This is a genomic window from Aliihoeflea sp. (genome assembly GCF_052435475.1).
Classification (GTDB): domain Bacteria; phylum Pseudomonadota; class Alphaproteobacteria; order Rhizobiales; family Rhizobiaceae; genus Aliihoeflea.
This window is the reverse complement of the sequence record NZ_JBQVMV010000001.1, coordinates 373275-390195: the sequence shown is the minus strand read 5'-3', so window position 1 is coordinate 390195 and position 16921 is coordinate 373275. Positions and strand designations below refer to the sequence as shown.

At 63.4% G+C, this 16921-nt stretch carries 18 protein-coding genes; 7 read left to right on the top strand and 11 right to left on the bottom strand.

The window, feature by feature from the left end; genetic code table 11:
- Positions 1-173 precede the first annotated feature (173 nt).
- Positions 174-347 carry a Flp family type IVb pilin gene (locus tag ACT6QU_RS01940; RefSeq protein ID WP_444563153.1) on the top strand — a complete coding sequence of 58 codons (174 nt, stop codon included), beginning with the start codon at positions 174-176 and terminating at the stop codon, positions 345-347.
- A gap of 78 nt (positions 348-425) precedes the next feature.
- Here ACT6QU_RS01940 and hupB read toward each other — a convergent pair whose 3' ends face one another.
- From hupB to ACT6QU_RS01915, 5 genes are all read right to left on the bottom strand, one after another.
- Positions 426-698, bottom strand: coding sequence for a DNA-binding protein HupB (hupB, locus tag ACT6QU_RS01935; RefSeq protein WP_024586089.1), 273 nt, complete (start codon positions 696-698; stop codon positions 426-428).
- A 200-nt stretch (positions 699-898) separates the two neighbouring features.
- Positions 899-3307, bottom strand: coding sequence for an endopeptidase La (gene lon / locus ACT6QU_RS01930; RefSeq protein WP_444563152.1), 2409 nt, complete (start codon positions 3305-3307; stop codon positions 899-901).
- 243 nt (positions 3308-3550) lie between these two features.
- Entirely contained in the window at positions 3551-4825 is a 1275-nt protein-coding gene (gene clpX / locus ACT6QU_RS01925; protein WP_024586091.1) for an ATP-dependent Clp protease ATP-binding subunit ClpX, read from the bottom strand.
- A 290-nt stretch (positions 4826-5115) separates the two neighbouring features.
- On the bottom strand, positions 5116-5751 hold the full coding sequence (locus tag ACT6QU_RS01920) for an ATP-dependent Clp protease proteolytic subunit (RefSeq protein WP_024586092.1): 636 nt from the start codon (positions 5749-5751) through the stop codon (positions 5116-5118).
- A 114-nt stretch (positions 5752-5865) separates the two neighbouring features.
- The gene (locus ACT6QU_RS01915; RefSeq protein ID WP_444563151.1) at positions 5866-6981 is read right to left on the bottom strand and encodes an NAD(P)/FAD-dependent oxidoreductase; all 1116 of its coding nucleotides are present in this window, start codon (positions 6979-6981) and stop codon (positions 5866-5868) included.
- An 83-nt stretch (positions 6982-7064) separates the two neighbouring features.
- Here ACT6QU_RS01915 and ACT6QU_RS01910 point away from each other — a divergent pair, with 83 nt between their 5' ends.
- Positions 7065-8309: a cytochrome P450 gene (locus tag ACT6QU_RS01910; RefSeq protein WP_444563150.1), complete on the top strand. Its 1245-nt coding sequence runs from the start codon at positions 7065-7067 to the stop codon at positions 8307-8309.
- Positions 8310-8454: 145 nt separating this feature from the next.
- Here the strand turns inward: ACT6QU_RS01910 and ACT6QU_RS01905 are convergent, their stop codons facing one another.
- The 5 genes from ACT6QU_RS01905 to ACT6QU_RS01885 form a co-directional block, all read right to left on the bottom strand.
- Positions 8455-8805 carry a cupin domain-containing protein gene (locus tag ACT6QU_RS01905; protein WP_444563149.1) on the bottom strand — a complete coding sequence of 117 codons (351 nt, stop codon included), beginning with the start codon at positions 8803-8805 and terminating at the stop codon, positions 8455-8457.
- Positions 8806-8823: 18 nt separating this feature from the next.
- Positions 8824-10107, bottom strand: a complete 1284-nt coding sequence (locus tag ACT6QU_RS01900) for an O-acetylhomoserine aminocarboxypropyltransferase (RefSeq protein WP_444563148.1) — start codon at positions 10105-10107, stop codon at positions 8824-8826.
- Between the two features lie 105 nt (positions 10108-10212).
- Positions 10213-10734: a CoA-binding protein gene (locus ACT6QU_RS01895; protein WP_444563147.1), complete on the bottom strand. Its 522-nt coding sequence runs from the start codon at positions 10732-10734 to the stop codon at positions 10213-10215.
- Positions 10731-11156 (bottom strand): VOC family protein, encoded by a 426-nt coding sequence (locus ACT6QU_RS01890; RefSeq protein ID WP_444563262.1) that lies wholly within the window; start codon positions 11154-11156, stop codon positions 10731-10733. Before ACT6QU_RS01890 ends, ACT6QU_RS01895 begins: the two co-directional genes overlap by 4 nt.
- Positions 11156-11941, bottom strand: a complete 786-nt coding sequence (locus ACT6QU_RS01885; protein ID WP_444563261.1) for an enoyl-CoA hydratase — start codon at positions 11939-11941, stop codon at positions 11156-11158. The genes ACT6QU_RS01890 and ACT6QU_RS01885 overlap by 1 nt, the downstream gene beginning before the upstream one ends.
- Positions 11942-12097: 156 nt before the next feature.
- On the opposite strand from ACT6QU_RS01885, the gene ACT6QU_RS01880 reads away from it, so the two are divergent.
- From ACT6QU_RS01880 to argC, 5 genes are all read left to right on the top strand, one after another.
- Positions 12098-12559 carry a PaaI family thioesterase gene (locus tag ACT6QU_RS01880; RefSeq protein WP_444563146.1) on the top strand — a complete coding sequence of 154 codons (462 nt, stop codon included), beginning with the start codon at positions 12098-12100 and terminating at the stop codon, positions 12557-12559.
- Between the two features lie 219 nt (positions 12560-12778).
- Positions 12779-13252 carry a 50S ribosomal protein L13 gene (gene rplM, locus ACT6QU_RS01875; RefSeq protein ID WP_024586101.1) on the top strand — a complete coding sequence of 158 codons (474 nt, stop codon included), beginning with the start codon at positions 12779-12781 and terminating at the stop codon, positions 13250-13252.
- Positions 13245-13721 (top strand): 30S ribosomal protein S9, encoded by a 477-nt coding sequence (gene rpsI / locus ACT6QU_RS01870; protein ID WP_024586102.1) that lies wholly within the window; start codon positions 13245-13247, stop codon positions 13719-13721. Before rplM ends, rpsI begins: the two co-directional genes overlap by 8 nt.
- Before the next feature lie 95 nt (positions 13722-13816).
- Positions 13817-14773 (top strand): agmatinase, encoded by a 957-nt coding sequence (gene speB / locus ACT6QU_RS01865; RefSeq protein ID WP_444563145.1) that lies wholly within the window; start codon positions 13817-13819, stop codon positions 14771-14773.
- A 73-nt stretch (positions 14774-14846) separates the two neighbouring features.
- Complete coding sequence (gene argC, locus ACT6QU_RS01860) at positions 14847-15788, top strand: N-acetyl-gamma-glutamyl-phosphate reductase (RefSeq protein ID WP_444563144.1); 942 nt, start codon at positions 14847-14849, stop codon at positions 15786-15788.
- A 6-nt stretch (positions 15789-15794) separates the two neighbouring features.
- Here argC and ACT6QU_RS01855 read toward each other — a convergent pair whose 3' ends face one another.
- Positions 15795-16892, bottom strand: coding sequence for a COX15/CtaA family protein (locus tag ACT6QU_RS01855; RefSeq protein ID WP_444563143.1), 1098 nt, complete (start codon positions 16890-16892; stop codon positions 15795-15797).
- Positions 16893-16921 lie beyond the last annotated feature (29 nt).

The following is a 16921-nucleotide window of genomic DNA, read 5'->3' as shown; positions in this document are numbered from 1 at the left end:
GTCCGCGGGGTTTCGCCGAACGACTGGACTGAATTAGTTCAAGTTTTAAGTTTCACACGACTTTAACTACGAAGAACGTAGGGGTTGGTTAACCTTCCCGATTAAACAGATCGCAATACGGCTTCTGTAGATTTGGCCTTGTCACAAAGCGGGGACAAGGAGCCCAAATTCCAATGAAGAACCTTCTGAAGCGTTTCAAGAACGACGAATCCGGCGCAACCGCCATCGAATACGGCCTGATCGCAGCCCTCATCGGCGTGGTCATCATCGGCGGCGCGCGCATGGTCGGCACGTCGCTCGACGCGACCTTCACGACGATTTCGACCGAGATCGACGGCGCGAACTGATCCGTTCCAACGTATGTCGACACAAAAAAGAGCCGGCTTTCGCCGGCTCTTTTTCGTTTCAGCCATAAGACCGTGAACTTAGTTCACGGCGTCCTTGAGGCCCTTGCCGGCCGAGAACTTCGGCACGTTGCGGGCCGGAATCTGCACTTCGGCGCCCGTCTGCGGGTTGCGACCGGTCGAGGCTTCACGGCGCGAAACCGAGAAATTGCCGAAGCCGACCAGGCGCACGTCGCCGCCCTTCTTCAGTTCGCCGGAGATAGCGGAGAACACCGCGTCGACTGCGGACTGCGCGTCGGCCTTGGAAAGGCTCGCTTCTTCGGCAACCGCGGCGATAAGCTCGTTCTTGTTCATTGAAAAACTTCCTTTCGGTTGAAAGGCCGGAAAACTGGGTTCTGCCGGCAGCGGGCGGAGTGTAGGCACACCATCGTCTGCAACCAAGCGAAAAGCTGGCCTTGGGCGCGCAAAATCCCAGCTTTTCTGCGGTTTTTCAATCAAAAAGCCGGGCACTGGGCCCGGCTTTCGCAATTATCAGACGCTTTGTTGCAACCGTGTCAGTGAGCAAGGCTCGCCGAGGCCGAATCGTCGGCCGTCACGGGGGCGGAAGTCGCCGGTTCCGTCCACTCGATCGGCTCGGGCTGGCGCACGAGTGCGTGGCTCAACACCTCGCCGACGCGGCTGACCGGCACGATCTCCAGAGCGTTCTTCACGTTCTCCGGAATGTCGGCCAGGTCCTTTGCATTCTCCTCGGGGATCAGGACCTTCTTGATGCCGCCGCGAAGGGCAGCGAGGAGCTTTTCCTTGAGGCCGCCGATGGGCAGGACGCGGCCACGCAGCGTGACCTCGCCGGTCATGGCGATGTCCTTGCGGACCGGAATGCCCGTCAGCACCGAGACGATGGCCGTGACCATCGCGATGCCGGCGGACGGACCGTCCTTCGGTGTTGCGCCTTCCGGCACGTGGACATGGATGTCGCGCTTGTCGAAGAGCGGCGGCTCGATGCCGAAATCGATCGCACGCGAGCGGACATAGGACGCGGCAGCCGAGATTGACTCCTTCATGACGTCCTTCAGATTGCCCGTCACCGTCATCTTGCCCTTGCCGGGCATCATGACGCCTTCGATCGTCAGCAATTCGCCGCCGACTTCCGTCCAGGCGAGGCCCGTCACGACGCCGACCTGATCCTCGCCGTCGACCTGGCCGAAGCGGAAGCGCGGTACGCCAAGATAGCTGTCGAGATTCTCGGCGGTCACTTCGACCGACTTGACCTTGGTGCGCAGGATTTCCGTCACCGCCTTGCGGGCGAGCTTCATCAATTCGCGCTCGAGGTTTCTGACGCCAGCTTCCCGCGTATAGGTGCGGATCGTCTCGCGCAGCGCCTCGTCCGTGACCGAGAACTCGCCCTTGTTGAGCGCATGGTCGCGGATGGCCTTGGGCAAAAGGTGCCGACGGGCGATCTCGACCTTCTCGTCCTCGGTATAACCGGCGATACGGATGATCTCCATACGGTCCATCAGGGCCGGCGGGATGTTCAGCGTATTGGCCGTCGTCACGAACATCACGCTCGACAGGTCGTATTCGACCTCGAGATAGTGATCCATGAAGGACGAGTTCTGTTCCGGATCGAGCACTTCGAGCAGAGCCGAAGACGGATCGCCGCGGAAATCCATGCCCATCTTGTCGATCTCGTCGAGCAGGAAGAGCGGGTTCGACTTCTTCGCCTTCTTCATCGACTGGATGACCTTGCCGGGCATCGAGCCGATATAGGTGCGGCGGTGACCGCGAATCTCGGCCTCGTCACGCACGCCGCCAAGCGCCATGCGGATGAACTCGCGTCCGGTCGCCTTGGCGATCGACTTGCCGAGCGAGGTCTTGCCGACGCCGGGAGGACCGACGAGGCACAGGATCGGACCCTTGAGCTTCTTCTGACGGCTCTGGACAGCCAGATATTCGACGATGCGTTCCTTGACCTTGTCGAGGCCGAAATGATCGGTGTCGAGCACTTCCTGCGCGAATTCGAGGTCCTTCTTGACCTTGGAGGGCTTGCCCCACGGGATCGACAGCAGCCAGTCGAGATAGTTGCGCACGACGGTGGCCTCGGCGGACATCGGCGACATGGTGCGCAGCTTCTTCAGCTCCGCATCCGCCTTCTCGCGGGCTTCCTTGGTCAGCTTGGTCTTCTTGATGCGGTCTTCCAGCTCGGCCGCCTCGTCGCGTCCGTCCTCGCCCTCGCCAAGCTCCTTCTGGATCGCCTTCATCTGCTCGTTGAGATAGTACTCGCGCTGCGTCTTCTCCATCTGGCGCTTGACGCGCGAGCGGATGCGCTTTTCCACCTGCAGAACGGAAATCTCGGCTTCCATGAAGCCCATGGCCTTTTCCAGCCGCTCGCGCACGGAGAGCGTCGCGAGCATTTCCTGCTTTTCGGGGATCTTGATCGCGAGATGCGAGGCAATCGTGTCGGCGAGCTTCGAGTAATCCTCGATCTGGCTCGCGGCGCCGACGACCTCGGGCGAGATCTTCTTGTTCAGCTTGACGTAGTTTTCAAAGTCCGAGACCACCGAGCGCGAAAGCGCCTCGATCTCGACTTCCTCATCCTCGGGCTCGGCCATCAGCTCGGCGGCGGCCTCGTGGTATTCCTCGCGCTCCATGAACGCGGTGATGCGGGCACGCGACGAGCCTTCGACCAGCACCTTGACGGTGCCGTCGGGCAGTTTCAGCAGTTGCAGGACGCTTGCGACCGTGCCGATCTCGTAGATGCCATCGGCCTGCGGGTCGTCGTCGGCCGCATTCTTCTGGGTGGCAAGCAGGATCTGCTTGTCCGAACCCATGACTTCCTCGAGCGCGCGGATCGACTTTTCGCGACCGACGAACAGCGGCACGATCATGTGTGGGAATACCACGATGTCGCGCAGCGGCAGGACCGCGTAGGTCGTCTGGTCGGGGGCGCTGGAGAGCTTGGTCATGTTCCAACCTTTCTGTCCGCGACCGCCATGATGCAGCCAGCCGCGAATCTCATATTAGCGGCGTCAAGGCCTTCCGCCTATTGTCCTGATGGAGAGGACATGAATTGAGCAGCACGGAAGACCTGGCGCCCGAATAGCACTTAGGTGGCGTCGCAATCATGGGAGATCAAGACGCAGGCTGCCGCAACGTCGCCATGCCAAAGACGCATGGCGGGCGCGGGAAAACCCGCGCCCGGATCGCGATCAGGCGCTGGCAGAGCCTTTTTCGTGCTCGCGCTCGGAGTAGATGTAGAGCGGACGAGCCGAACCCTGCACCACGTCATCGGAGATGACGACTTCCTGCACGCCTTCGAGCGCAGGCAGTTCGAACATGGTGTCGAGCAGGATCGCTTCCATGATGGAGCGCAGGCCTCGCGCGCCGGTCTTGCGCTCGATCGCCTTCTTGGCGATTGCCGAAAGCGCGGTCTCGTGGAAGGTCAGTTCCACGTTCTCCATTTCGAACAGGCGCTGGTACTGCTTGACGAGCGCGTTCTTCGGCTCGGTCAGGATCTGGATCAATGCCGGTTCGTCCAGGTCCTCGAGCGTCGCCAGAACGGGCAGACGACCGACGAACTCGGGGATGAGGCCGAACTTCAACAGATCCTCAGGCTCGACCTGACGGAAGAGATCGCCGGTGCGGCGGTCTTCCGGCGAGGCGACATTAGCGCCGAAGCCGATGGAGGTCTTGCGGCCGCGGTCGGAGATGATGCGGTCGAGGCCGGCAAAGGCACCACCGCAGATGAAAAGGATGTTGGCGGTGTCGACCTGCAGGAATTCCTGCTGCGGATGCTTGCGGCCACCCTGCGGGGGAACCGAAGCGACGGTACCTTCCATGATCTTCAGGAGCGCCTGCTGGACGCCCTCGCCCGACACGTCGCGCGTGATCGACGGGTTGTCGGACTTGCGCGAAATCTTGTCGATCTCGTCGATATAGACGATGCCGCGCTGCGCCCGCTCGACATTGTAATCGGCCGACTGGAGCAGCTTGAGGATGATGTTCTCGACGTCCTCGCCGACATAGCCGGCTTCGGTCAGCGTCGTCGCGTCGGCCATGGTGAAGGGCACGTCGATGATGCGGGCGAGCGTCTGGGCAAGCAGTGTCTTGCCGCAGCCGGTCGGGCCGATCAGGAGGATGTTGGACTTCGCCAGTTCGACGTCGTTCGACTTCGAGGCGTGGGCGAGACGCTTGTAATGATTGTGGACGGCGACCGACAGGACGCGCTTGGCGTGCGGCTGGCCGATGACGTAGTCGTCCAGAACTTTCAGGATTTCCTGCGGCGTCGGAACGCCTTCGCGCGACTTCACCATCGAGGATTTGTTTTCCTCGCGGATGATGTCCATGCACAATTCGACGCATTCGTCGCAGATGAAGACCGTCGGGCCTGCGATCAGCTTGCGCACCTCGTGCTGGCTCTTGCCGCAAAACGAGCAGTAGAGCGTATTCTTGGAATCGCCACCGCTGTTGCTGATCTTGCTCATTTGGTACGTCCTTTCGGCACCGCTCGTCGGCACCGCCCCAACACGGCGCCGAACCTGAATTCTAAGGCGGGCGAACCGCCCTGCCAAGAATGTCGCATCAGTGAACCCAATTCGCCCCGAGATGCAAAACGCGAATCGGTGTCCTCCGTGCGAATCCCCAGCAAAAAGCTAAGCCTGCTATCGTTGAACATAGCTTAACCTAGGAGCGCAACGACCTTCAGGGAACAGCCGATTGTGACGGAATTGCCGCGTTGCGCGTCAAAACCGCGTCATCGCCCGTTCCCCGGCCATCACGCGGCCGGCTTGTCGGTCTCGACGGCCTCGCGCTCGGAGATGACGCGGTCGATCAGGCCCCAGGCCTTCGCCTCGTCCGACGTCATGAAGTGATCGCGGTCGAGCGTCTTTTCGATCGTCTCGTAATCCTGGCCGGTGTGCTTGACATACACCTCGTTCAAACGGCGCTTCAGCTTGATGATGTCCTGCGCGTGACGCTCGATGTCCGACGCCTGGCCGGAGAATCCGCCCGAGGGCTGGTGCACCATGATGCGCGCGTTCGGCGTGGCAAAGCGCATGTCCTTGTGACCGGCGCAAAGCAGGAGCGAGCCCATCGAGGCCGCCTGGCCGATGCACAGCGTCGAGACCGCCGGCTTGATGAACTGCATCGTGTCGTAGATCGCCATGCCGGACGTCACCACGCCGCCGGGCGAGTTGATGTAGAGCGAGATTTCCTTCTTCGGGTTCTCGGCCTCGAGGAAGAGAAGCTGCGCGCAGACGAGCGTTGCCATCCCGTCCTCGACCGGACCGGTGATGAAGATGATCCGTTCCTTCAGAAGGCGCGAGAAGATGTCGTAGGCGCGCTCGCCTCGATTGGTCTGCTCGACCACCATCGGCACGAGGCTCATATAGGTATCGACGGGATCTCTCATGTCACTTCCTTCAAGGGATGGTCGGCCTGGTCGGACCGAATCTGAATGGTCGCTGCTGACCCTTAAATAGGATGGCGGGTTCGGCCTGCGCAAGAGCGGCGGACAGGTGTCCTGTCACGCCGATTCGACGACCTGATCGGCGCGCATCCAGTGACGCAACGTCGCCAGATCGCTGGTCTCGACCGCATCCGCGACGCGCCGGCCGACGGCCGCGCCGAACTTGTAGCCGTGGCCCGAACAGGCCGAGACGACCAGCGCGTGGCCGATATGTGCGCTGTAGAAGGTTTCGTCGTGGGTGAAGGTGTAGACGCAGCTCGATGTCGACGCGATGCGGTACTCGTCGAGCCGGGCGATGGACGGTACGAAATGGCTGACGATCCGGCCGCCCTCCTCCGGCGCCATTTCGCGATTGTCGTCGGCGTCGATCGTCATCTGCCGATGCAGTCCGGTGCCGAATTTCAGCCCGCCATCGCCCGAGGGCGGGATGATGTAGCCTTCGTCGTCCGCGCCGACGTCGAGCAGCGTCGGCGCCGCAGCCCAGGCTTCGCGCAGATCGACCGGGGGTTCGAGATAGGCGACGGCGGTGCGATAGGGCTGGAGGTCGACGGCAAGGTCTGGAAAGAGCCCGAGCACCCAGCCGCCTGCCGTCACAACGAGGCTGTCGGCGGCGAGCACCGTGCCGGTCGCCAGAGTCACCGTCGCGCCGTCCACATCGACGCCGACGACCTTCGTGTGCTCGCGTACGTCGGCTCCGTTGGCGCGCAGCCATTCGGCGATGCCGTTGGCGATGCGGCGGCAATGGAGCGCGCCGCCTTCGTCGGAATAGAGCGCGTACCGAAGGCCCCTGCCCTCGATGAAAGGCCAGCGGGCAACCGCCTCTCCGGCAGGGACGATCTCGAAGGGATGGCCACCGGCGGCGAGGCCCTCGCGATGCACGTCCGCGGCGTCGCCTTTCGCGTAGGAGAGACAAAGACAGCCGCGATGGTCGTAGTGTCGCTGCCCGAGGTCCTGCCAGAGTTCGTCCCAGGCCGAGAAGGCCTCGTCGATCTGCGCCGCATAGCCCAGATGCGCGCCATAGGCGCGGCGGATGATGCGGTGGTGATCACCGGAGGCGGCGAGCGGATTGGGAATGGCCCCCTGCTCGACCAGTGTCACCTCATGCCCGCGCTTCGTCAGCGCCCATGCCGTCGAAAGGCCCGAAATGCCGGCGCCGACCACGATGATCTTCATCGTCCCTGTATCCCTCGTACCCTATCCGCTGGCCTACCATAAGGACTGGAACCGGGCAGACAAGTCGCGCTAGACGCACACGCATGACCCAGCCCGCGACCCTCCAGTTCGATCCCGCCACGCTCCGGCTTCGCCTCGACCCGCACGATGCCGTCTTCTTCCAGGACCCGTATCCGACCTATGCCTGGCTGCAGGCGCGCACGCCGGTCTTCCATTGGGAAGAGTTCGGCGCCTGGTGTGTCGCCTCCTATGAAGGCGTTAACCGCATTCTGCGGGACCGCAATTTCGGACGCGAGAAGCCCGGCGGCTATGCCGATTACGTCTCGCGCTCGGGCGATCGCTCGCATCTGGCCGATTTCGACGCCGTCGAGGCGCGCTCGATGCTGGAACTGGAACCGCCTGTCCACACGCGTCTGCGCACGCTCGTCAACCGCGCCTTCGTTTCGCGGCAGGTGGAGCGGCTGCGCCCGCGCGTCGAACAACTGGCGCATGAACTGATCAACGGTTTCGAGGCGAAAGGGTCCGTAGATCTCATTCCCGCCTTCGCGACGCCGGTGCCGATCGTCGTCATCTGCGAAATGCTGGGCGTTCCGGTCGAGGAAGGCCCGCAGCTTCTCGATTGGTCGCACCGCATGGTCGCCATGTACATGCACGGCCTGACGCGCGAGATCGAGGCCGACGCCAACCGCGCGACGGCAGAGTTCTCCGCCTTCATCCGCGAGCATGCGCGGGCGAAGCGCGCCGCGCCGGGCGACGATCTTCTCAGCCTTTTGAATTCTGCGCACGAGAACGGCGAGAAGCTGAACGAGGACGAACTCGTCGCCTCCGCCATCCTGCTTTTGAATGCCGGGCACGAGGCGACGGTACACCAGACCGGCAACGCTGTCCGCGCGATCCTGAAACAGGGCGGCGATCCGCGCCGGTTCGTCACCGACGCCGAGGCGACGACGGCAACCGTGGAAGAATGCCTGCGCTTCGACGCGCCGCTGCACATGTTCAACCGCTTCGCAGCGACGGATTGCGAGATCGCGCCTGGCGTGTCCGTCCAGGTCGGCGAGCGCATCTGGCTGATGCTGGGCGCGGCGAACACGGATGCGAGCGCGTTCGCCGATCCGCTTGTTTTTCGCCCAGGACGGACGGACCAGAAGAACGTGTCGTTCGGCGCCGGCATCCACTTTTGCATCGGCGCTCCGCTCGCGCGGCTGGAGATGCAGGCGTCGCTGAAGGTGCTGTTCGAGCGGTTGCCGGGGATGAAGCTGGCCGAGGAGCCGCGCTATCGCGACACCTATCATTTTCATGGGTTGGAGCGGTTGGTCGTTAAGTGGTGAGGCCGCGCTCTACGTTGCCCCCCGCTGTCCTGCCGGACATCTCCCCCGCAGGTGGGGAGATTTCTCACGTCATCGACACCGCGTGATCTCCCCCTCGCGGGGGAGATGTCCGGCAGGACAGAGGGGGGTGCGAAGGATCGCGACGCTAAACCCGCACCACATACTCCTTGCGCGTCGTCTCGACGACTTCCCAACTTCCCTTAAAGCCGGGACGAAGGACGAAGCTGTCGCCGGCTTTCACCGTTCGGGCAGCGCCGCCATCCTCGGTGATGACGGAGAAGCCGGAAAGGATGCGGCAGTATTCCCATTCGTCATATTCGATGCGCCATTTGCCGGGCGTCGATTCCCAGATGCCGGCGAAGAGGCCGTTGCCGGCCTCCTCGACGTTCCAGGTTCGGAACTGCGGGTTGCCTTCGATGACGCGCCCTTCGGCGGGTTGGCCCGCCTCCGGGTCCACTCCGGAAATGCCGAGGCCGACGATATGGCTGACATACATGGCACCCTCCCGCGATGATCAGGCCTTCATCAGCGCCTGTTCCAAGTCGGCGATGATGTCGGCGACGTCCTCGATGCCGACCGACAGGCGGATGACGTCGGGGCCGGCGCCGGCGGCCGTCTGCTGCTCGTCCGACAATTGGCGGTGCGTGGTCGAGGCCGGGTGGATGATCAGCGACTTGGTGTCGCCGATATTGGCGAGGTGCGAGAAGAGCTCGACGCCCTCGACGACCTTGACGCCGGCCTCGTAACCGCCCTTGAGGCCGAAGGTGAAGACGGCGCCGGCGCCCTGCGGCGAATATTTCTTCTGCAGTGCGTTGTTCGGGTCGCTCGCCATGCCCGGATAGGACACCCAATCGACCTTCGGGTGCTTCGACAGCCATTCGGCGACCTTCAGCGCATTGTCGCAATGGCGCTGCATCCTGAGAGGCAGGGTTTCGAGGCCCGTCAGGATCATGAAGGCATTGAACGGCGAGATGGAGGGGCCGAAATCGCGCAGACCAAGCACGCGGCAGGCAATGGCGAAGGCGAAATTGCCGAAGGTTTCGTGCAGGACGATGCCGCCATATTCGGGGCGCGGCTCCGACAACATCGGATAGTTGCCGGATTTCGACCAGTCGAACGTGCCGCCATCGACGATGACGCCGCCCATGGAATTGCCGTGGCCGCCGATGAACTTGGTCAACGAGTGGACAACGATGTCCGCGCCATGCTCGATCGGGCGCAGGAGGTAGGGCGAGGCCATGGTGTTGTCGACGATGAGCGGCAGGCCGTGTTTGTGCGCGATCTCGGCGATTGCGGCGACGTCGACGAAGGTGCCGCCCGGATTGGCCAGGCTTTCGATGAAGATGCCGCGCGTCCTGTCGTCGATCTGGTTCTCGAAGGTCGACAGATCATTGGTGTCGCCCCAGCGCACTTCCCAGCCGAAATTCTTGAAAGCGTGGCCGAACTGGTTGATCGATCCGCCGTAGAGCCGGCGCGCGGCGACGAAATTGTCGCCCGGCCGCATGATCGTGTGGAAGATCAGGAGTTGCGCCGCATGGCCCGACGCCGTCGCCAGCGCTGCCGTTCCGCCCTCAAGCGCGGCAAGGCGTTCCTCGAGCACGGCCTGCGTCGGGTTCATGATGCGTGTGTAGATGTTGCCGAACGCCTTCAGCCCGAAGAGCGAGGCGGCATGGTCGGCGTCGTCGAAGACGAAGGAGGTCGTCTGGTAGATCGGCGTCGCGCGGGCGCCGGTTGCCGGATCGGGCTGCGCGCCCGCGTGAACCGCCAAGGTGTTGAAGCCAGGTGCGCGCTGCGCCATCGTACGTCCTCCAAATGAATGCAAATTGTCAGGCCGCACAGTCATCGCAAAGCACCGGGCCAAAAGCAAAGACGAATGTTGCGCGCCGAGGCAGTCCGGTGGCAACTATTTCTGCCGGATGCCGAAGCTCTGGAAGCCGGAGCGCATGATCGGCTTTTTCGACGAGATGACGCCGCTGTTGACGCCGTTCCAGCCGATCTCGCCCGCGAGCCGGGCATATTCGATCTTGGGGCAGCGGTTCATGACGACCTCGATGCCGGCGGTTTCCAGCCGCTTGGCCGCGGCATCGTCGCGCACGCCAAGCTGCATCCAGACGACTTTCGGAAGCGGGTCGAGCGCCAGCACCTCCTCGATCACGCTCGGCACGGCATTCGAGGCGCGGAAGATGTCGACCATGTCGATCGGCTCGGGAATGTCGGCGAGCTTCGCATAGGTCATACGGCCGAGGATTTCCCTGCCGGCGTGGCCCGGATTGACTGGCAAGACGGCGTAGCCCTTGTCGATCAGGTATTTCGCGACGAAGAAGGAGGGGCGCACGTCATTCGCCGACGCGCCGACGATCGCGACGGTCTTCACCTTGTTCAGGATGCCGGAGATGTAGGAATTGTCGTAGGAATCGTGGTTCATTCGGGTAGCGATATGCGCCCTTCTGCATCGATCGGAAAATCGGGATTGTGTGCGACTTCCCAAAGATGGCCTTCGGTATCGGCGAAATAGCCGTACCAGCCGCCCCAGAGTGCGCGTTGCGCGTGTTTGACGATGCGCCCGCCGGCCTTTTCTGCCGCCGCGAGGACTTCGGAGACTTCCGCGTCCGAACGCGTGTTGTAGGCAAGAGCCGCACCGGAAAAGCCCAGACGGCTGTCTTCGACGCCGGCATCGGCCGCGAGCTTTTCGCGCGGCCAGAGCGCCAGCAGCGTTCCGCCCATCTGGAAGAAGGCGACGTCACCCGGCACCTTCATACCCGCCTTGAGGCCCATCTGGTCGTAGAAGCCGACCGCGCGGTCGAGGTCGTCGACGCCGAGCGTGACGATTGAGATGCGCGGCTCCATCATTCGTCGGTCCACTGCGGCTTGCGCTTCTCGACGAACGCCCCGATGCCTTCGGCGGCGTCGCGCGCGAGCATGTTCTCGACCATCACCCGGCCGGCATAGTCGTAGGCCTCCGAGAGGCCCATTTCGGCCTGCGCGTAGAAGGCCTCCTTGCCGATCTTCAGCGTCATGGCGGATTTCGAGGCGATGGTCTGGGCGTATTTGCCGACGATCTGGTCCAGATATTCGGGCGGCACGACACGGTTGACGAGGCCGAACTCGCGTGCAGTCGTCGCCTCAATCATCTCGCCGGTCAGCAGCATTTCCATCGCGTGCTTGTGCGAGATGTTGCGCGACAGTGCGACCATAGGCGTCGAGCAAAAGAGGCCGATATTGACGCCGGGGGTGGCGAAGGTCGCCTCGGTCGTCGCGATGGCAAGGTCGCAGCTTGCGACGATCTGGCAGCCGGCGGCGGACGCGACGCCGGCCACGGCGGCGATGACGGGCTTGGGATGGCGCACGATCTCCTGCATGAACGCGCCGCAGGCCGTCATCAGCTCCTCGAACCAGGCGCGGCCACGATCAGCGTCGGCGCGATGCGCGGTGATCTCCTTCAGGTCGTGCCCCGCGGAAAAGACCTTGCCCTCGGCCGCGATGACGACGACCCGCACCGATGCGTCGTCCCTCGCCGCTGCCAGATGACGGCGCAGCGTCGCGATCATCTCCATCGACAGCGCGTTCGCCGACGGCGAATCGAGCACGATCCGCAACACCGGGCCGTCGCGTTCGGCACGCGCCGGCTCCATCCGTACCGAGGCGAGAGCAGTCACATTCATTCGCAGTCTCCGTGGCGTCTTTGCCGATCCTTAGCATCAAAGAAGACGCGTTTCATGCCCCTACAACACTCTTGCGTTTGCGGCGCGTTGCATGTTCCTTGGCGCGACGAGGATGGGAGGACAGGCATGCACGGATCGAAGCCATCGAGCGTTCCGACGCCGGTGATGACTGCCGACGAGGTCAATTCGTTGCTCAGGGAGGTCTACCCACAACTCAACGAGGATTTCGCCGCCTATTCCACGACCGAAGTCTTTCCGGGCGGCTGCACCGTGCGCCTCGACGCCGACCATAGGCACCTGCGCCCCGGCAATACCGTCTCCGGCCCTTCCCTCTTCACGCTCGCCGACATCGGCGGCTATGTGTGCGTCCTTTCCCATGCCGGGCCGGACGCGCTTTCTGTCACCACCAACCTCAACATCAACTTCATGCGCAAGGCCGAGGCAGGCCCGATCGACGGGCATTGCCGCATCCTGAAGCTCGGTCGCAGCCTGATGGTGTTCGACATCGAAATGGTCAGCGGACCCGACCGGCAAGTCGTCGCACACGCGACCGGAACCTATTCGATCCCGCCGATGCGGGAGAAATGATGCGGTAAAATAATACCGTATTCTTACAGAATTGATTTCGTTGAATATTTTTCCGCAACGTTCGCTTTCGGTCGCTTGACGACGCGGAAGGCCGGCCGTATAAGCCGATCCGAACGCGCCTCCATTTCCGGAGGCCGTTTTTTGTTGGGCCGCAAGGCGTCAACACAAGCAACAAGAAATGCCTTCCTTCGCGAAGGTTCGACAAGAAAGATCGAAACCATGAAGACCTTTTCGCAGAAGCCTGCGGACGTGGTGAAGAAGTGGGTCGTGATCGACGCCGAGCATCTCGTCGTCGGCCGTCTGGCCTCCATCGTCGCCAATCGCCTGCGCGGCAAGCACAAGCCCACTTTCACGCCGCATGTCGATGATGGCGACAACGTCATCATCATCAATGCCGACAAGGCCGTGTTCACCGGCAAGAAGTTCACCGACAAGGTGTACTACTGGCACACGGGCCACCCGGGCGGCATCAAGGAGCGCACTGCGCGCCAGATTCTTGAAGGCCGCTTTCCCGAGCGCGTCATCGAGAAGGCTGTCGAGCGCATGATCCCGCGCGGCCCGCTCGGCCGTCGCCAGATGAAGAATCTGCGCGTCTATGCCGGCTCCGAACATCCGCACACCGCCCAGACGCCCGAGACGCTCGACGTCGCCGGCCTGAACAAGAAGAACACGAGGCTCCAGACCAATGGCTGAACTCAACTCCCTCCAGGACCTCGGCCAGGCGACCGGCGCGTCGGAGCAGGCTGCTCCGGTTCACGTCCAGAAGCTTGACAAGCAGGGCCGCGCCTATGCTACCGGCAAGCGCAAGGACGCCATCGCGCGCGTCTGGGTCAAGCCGGGCTCGGGCAAGATCATCGTCAACAACAAGGAATTCGGCGCCTATTTCGCGCGTCCGGTCCTGCAGATGGTGCTCCAGCAGCCGATCGTCGCCGCTGACCGTAACGGCCAGTACGACGTCATCGCCACCGTCGCTGGCGGCGGCCTCTCGGGCCAGGCCGGCGCCGTCCGTCACGGTATCTCGAAGGCGCTGACCTACTACGAGCCGGGCCTGCGCGCCGTGCTCAAGAAGGGCGGCTTCCTGACCCGCGATTCGCGTACCGTCGAGCGCAAGAAGTACGGCAAGGCCAAGGCCCGTCGTTCGTTCCAGTTCTCGAAGCGCTAAGCGTTTCGCATTCGGAACTTCGAAAAGCGGGCCTTCGGGTCCGCTTTTTTCGTTTCACATCTGTGCTATGTGCCTTGGTCTCGAAGGAGCCATCCATGCCCGCAAAGACGATCGACAACGGATTCACCGCGCGCCAGCTCACCGGAGCGGCGAGCGACCCGACGCATGCGGGCGCGCTGTCGTTCATGCGGCGCAGATATACGAAATCGCTCGAAGGCGCGGATGTGGTCGTCTGGGGCATTCCTTTCGATGCCGCCGTCTCCAACAGGCCGGGCGCGCGGTTCGGTCCGCAGGCGATCCGGCGCGCTTCGGCGATCTTCGACAACGATCCGCAATATCCGTTCGATGCCGATCTCTTCGAAGACCTAGCCGTCATCGACTACGGAGATTGCCTGCTCGACTATGGCAACCATCAGGAGACGCCGGCGACGATCGAGCGCGAAGCTGCCACGCTGGTCAATTCGGGGGCATTCGTCGTCTCGATGGGCGGCGATCATTTCGTCACCTGGCCGATTCTCAAGGCGCATGCCGCCAAATATGGCCCGCTGGCGATGATCCAGTTCGACGCGCATCAGGACACCTGGTTCGACGACGGGAAGCGGATCGACCACGGTTCGTTCGTCGGCCGCGCGGTGCGCGACGGCGTGATCGACGCATCGCGCTCGATCCAGGTCGGCATCCGCACCCACGCGCCGGACGATTGCGGCATCCAGATGCTCTATGGCTACGACGTCGAGGAGATGCGGGCCGACGAGATCGTCGCCTCGATCAAGGCGCGTGTCGGCGACGCCAAGGCGTACATCACTTTCGACATCGACTGCCTAGACCCAGCCTTTGCGCCCGGAACCGGTACACCGGTCGCCGGCGGCCCCTCCTCCGCCAAGATGCTCTCGGTGCTGCGCAAGCTCGGCTCGCTCGACATCGTCGGTGCCGACATCGTCGAGGTCGCACCGGCCTACGACCATGCCGACATCACGGCGATTGCGGGCGCCTCCGTCGCGATGCACTATATCGGGCTTCTGGCGGAGCGACGATCGCGGCTGGCAAAGTGAATCAAGCGGCTGACGGATCGAGTCCGAAAGCCAGCCCAAGCGATTGTTTCAAAACGAATTCGAAGTGACGAGCATGAAACCGAAAATTTTCATCGACGGCGAACACGGCACGACCGGCCTGCAGATCCGCACGCGGCTTGCCGGCCGCGACGACCTCGACATGCTGTCGATCCCCGAGGCGGAGCGGCGCAACGACGCCCTGCGCGAGGAGATGCTGAAGGCGGCCGACGTCGCGATCCTGTGCCTGCCCGACGATGCGGCGAAACAGGCCGTCGCGATGCTAGAAGGCACGAATTCGACCCGCATCATCGACACATCGACGGCGCACCGCATCCATCCCGACTGGGCCTATGGCTTTGCCGAGCTCGACGAGGATCAGGCCGAGAAGATCGCAACCGCGCGTCTCGTCGCCAATCCGGGCTGCTACCCGACCGGCGCGATCGGGCTCATCCGGCCGCTGGTCAAAGCCGGCATCCTGCCGGCCGACTATCCCGTCAGTGTCAATGCAATCTCCGGCTATACGGGCGGCGGCAAGCAGATGATCGCGCAGATGGAGAACGCGGACGCGTCCGACCACATCGCCGCGCCGCACTTTCTCTACGGCCTCACGCTGGCGCACAAGCACGTGCCGGAGATGATGCAGCATGGGCTGCTCGACCGCCGGCCGATCTTCTCGCCGAGCGTCGGCCGCTTTGCGCAGGGAATGATCGTACAGGTGCCGCTGCACACGGCGAACCTCAACGGCGCGCCGGGCGTGGGTGACGTTCACGCCGCACTTGCCGCACATTATGCCGGTCAGGACGTGGTCGAAGTCTTGCCGCTCGAGGCGAGCGGCAAGCTTTCGCGGATCGACCCGACCGAACTCAACGACACCAATCGGATGAAGCTGTTCGTCTTCGGCAACAACGCGGCGGGTCAGGTCAATCTCGTCGCCGTGCTCGACAATTTGGGCAAGGGTGCGTCGGGCGCCGCCGTCCAGAATATGGATCTGATGCTGTCGAAGCGCGCCGCCTGACGCCGGTCAGCGGGCGTAACCGGCTGCGGCCTGCGACGGATACGCCCCCTTCGTGCCGCGCCAATGCGCGGCAGCGAAGCCGAGGACGACGATCGCGAAGGCGTGGTGCGCCAGCGCCCAGCCGAGGGGCACGACCAGCACAAGCGTCGTGATCCCGATCAGCGCCTGCGCGATGATCATGACCAACAGCACAACCGCGCGACGCGAATGCGTCGTCGAAGGCGCAATACGCCAAGCCGAAAAGACGTGCCAGACCGCCGCCGCTAGCAGCACGTAGGCGCCCATGCGGTGGACGAACTGGACGGTCTTCGGGTTCTCGAAGAAATTGCGCCAGACGGGCTCTGCGACCAGCAGGCCACCCGGCCAGAACGCGCCGTCCATCAGCGGCCAGGTGTTGAACGTCAGGCCGGCATGAAGGCCGGCGACGAGCGCGCCGAGATAAATCTGGAACAGGACGAGGACCAGCAGCCATCCGGCCTGGCTGCGGGTGCGATCGGGCGCGGGGCCGGCCGAATGCGGCGCGAGGCCGCGCGCGATCAGCATCGTCGCGCTGAAGATGAGGCAGGCGAGCATCAGATGCGTTGCGAGCCGGTACTGGCTGACGCTGACGCGTTCGGAAAGCCCGGAGGCCACCATCCACCAGCCGATGAAGCCCTGCAGGCCGCCCAACGCCAGCAGGCCAAGCAGCTTGGGCTTCAGGTGCTGCTCCAGCCGCCCGGTCAGCCAGAAGAAGGCGAGCGGGACGGCGACGAGGAAGCCGACGCCACGCGCAAGCAGGCGGTGCGCCCATTCCCACCAGAAGATCGTCTTGAACTCGTCGAGGCTCATGCCCCGGTTCATCTGCTGGTATTGCGGAATCTGGCGATACTTTTCCAGTTCCTCCTGCCATTGCGCCTCGCCGATCGGCGGGATGACGCCGTGGATCGGCTTCCATTCGGTGATCGACAGGCCCGAGCCGGTCAGCCGCGTCGCGCCGCCGACGACGAACAGTGCGAACAGGACGAGGAGGACGAGGTAGAGCCAGATGCGGACAAGTCGCCGGTTGCGTGCCTCGCGGGCACGGGCGTCGAAGGGAAGGCTGTCGATTGCTGCCGACGCGGCCATCGCGTGGTTCCTCGGGTGGTTGGCGTGGC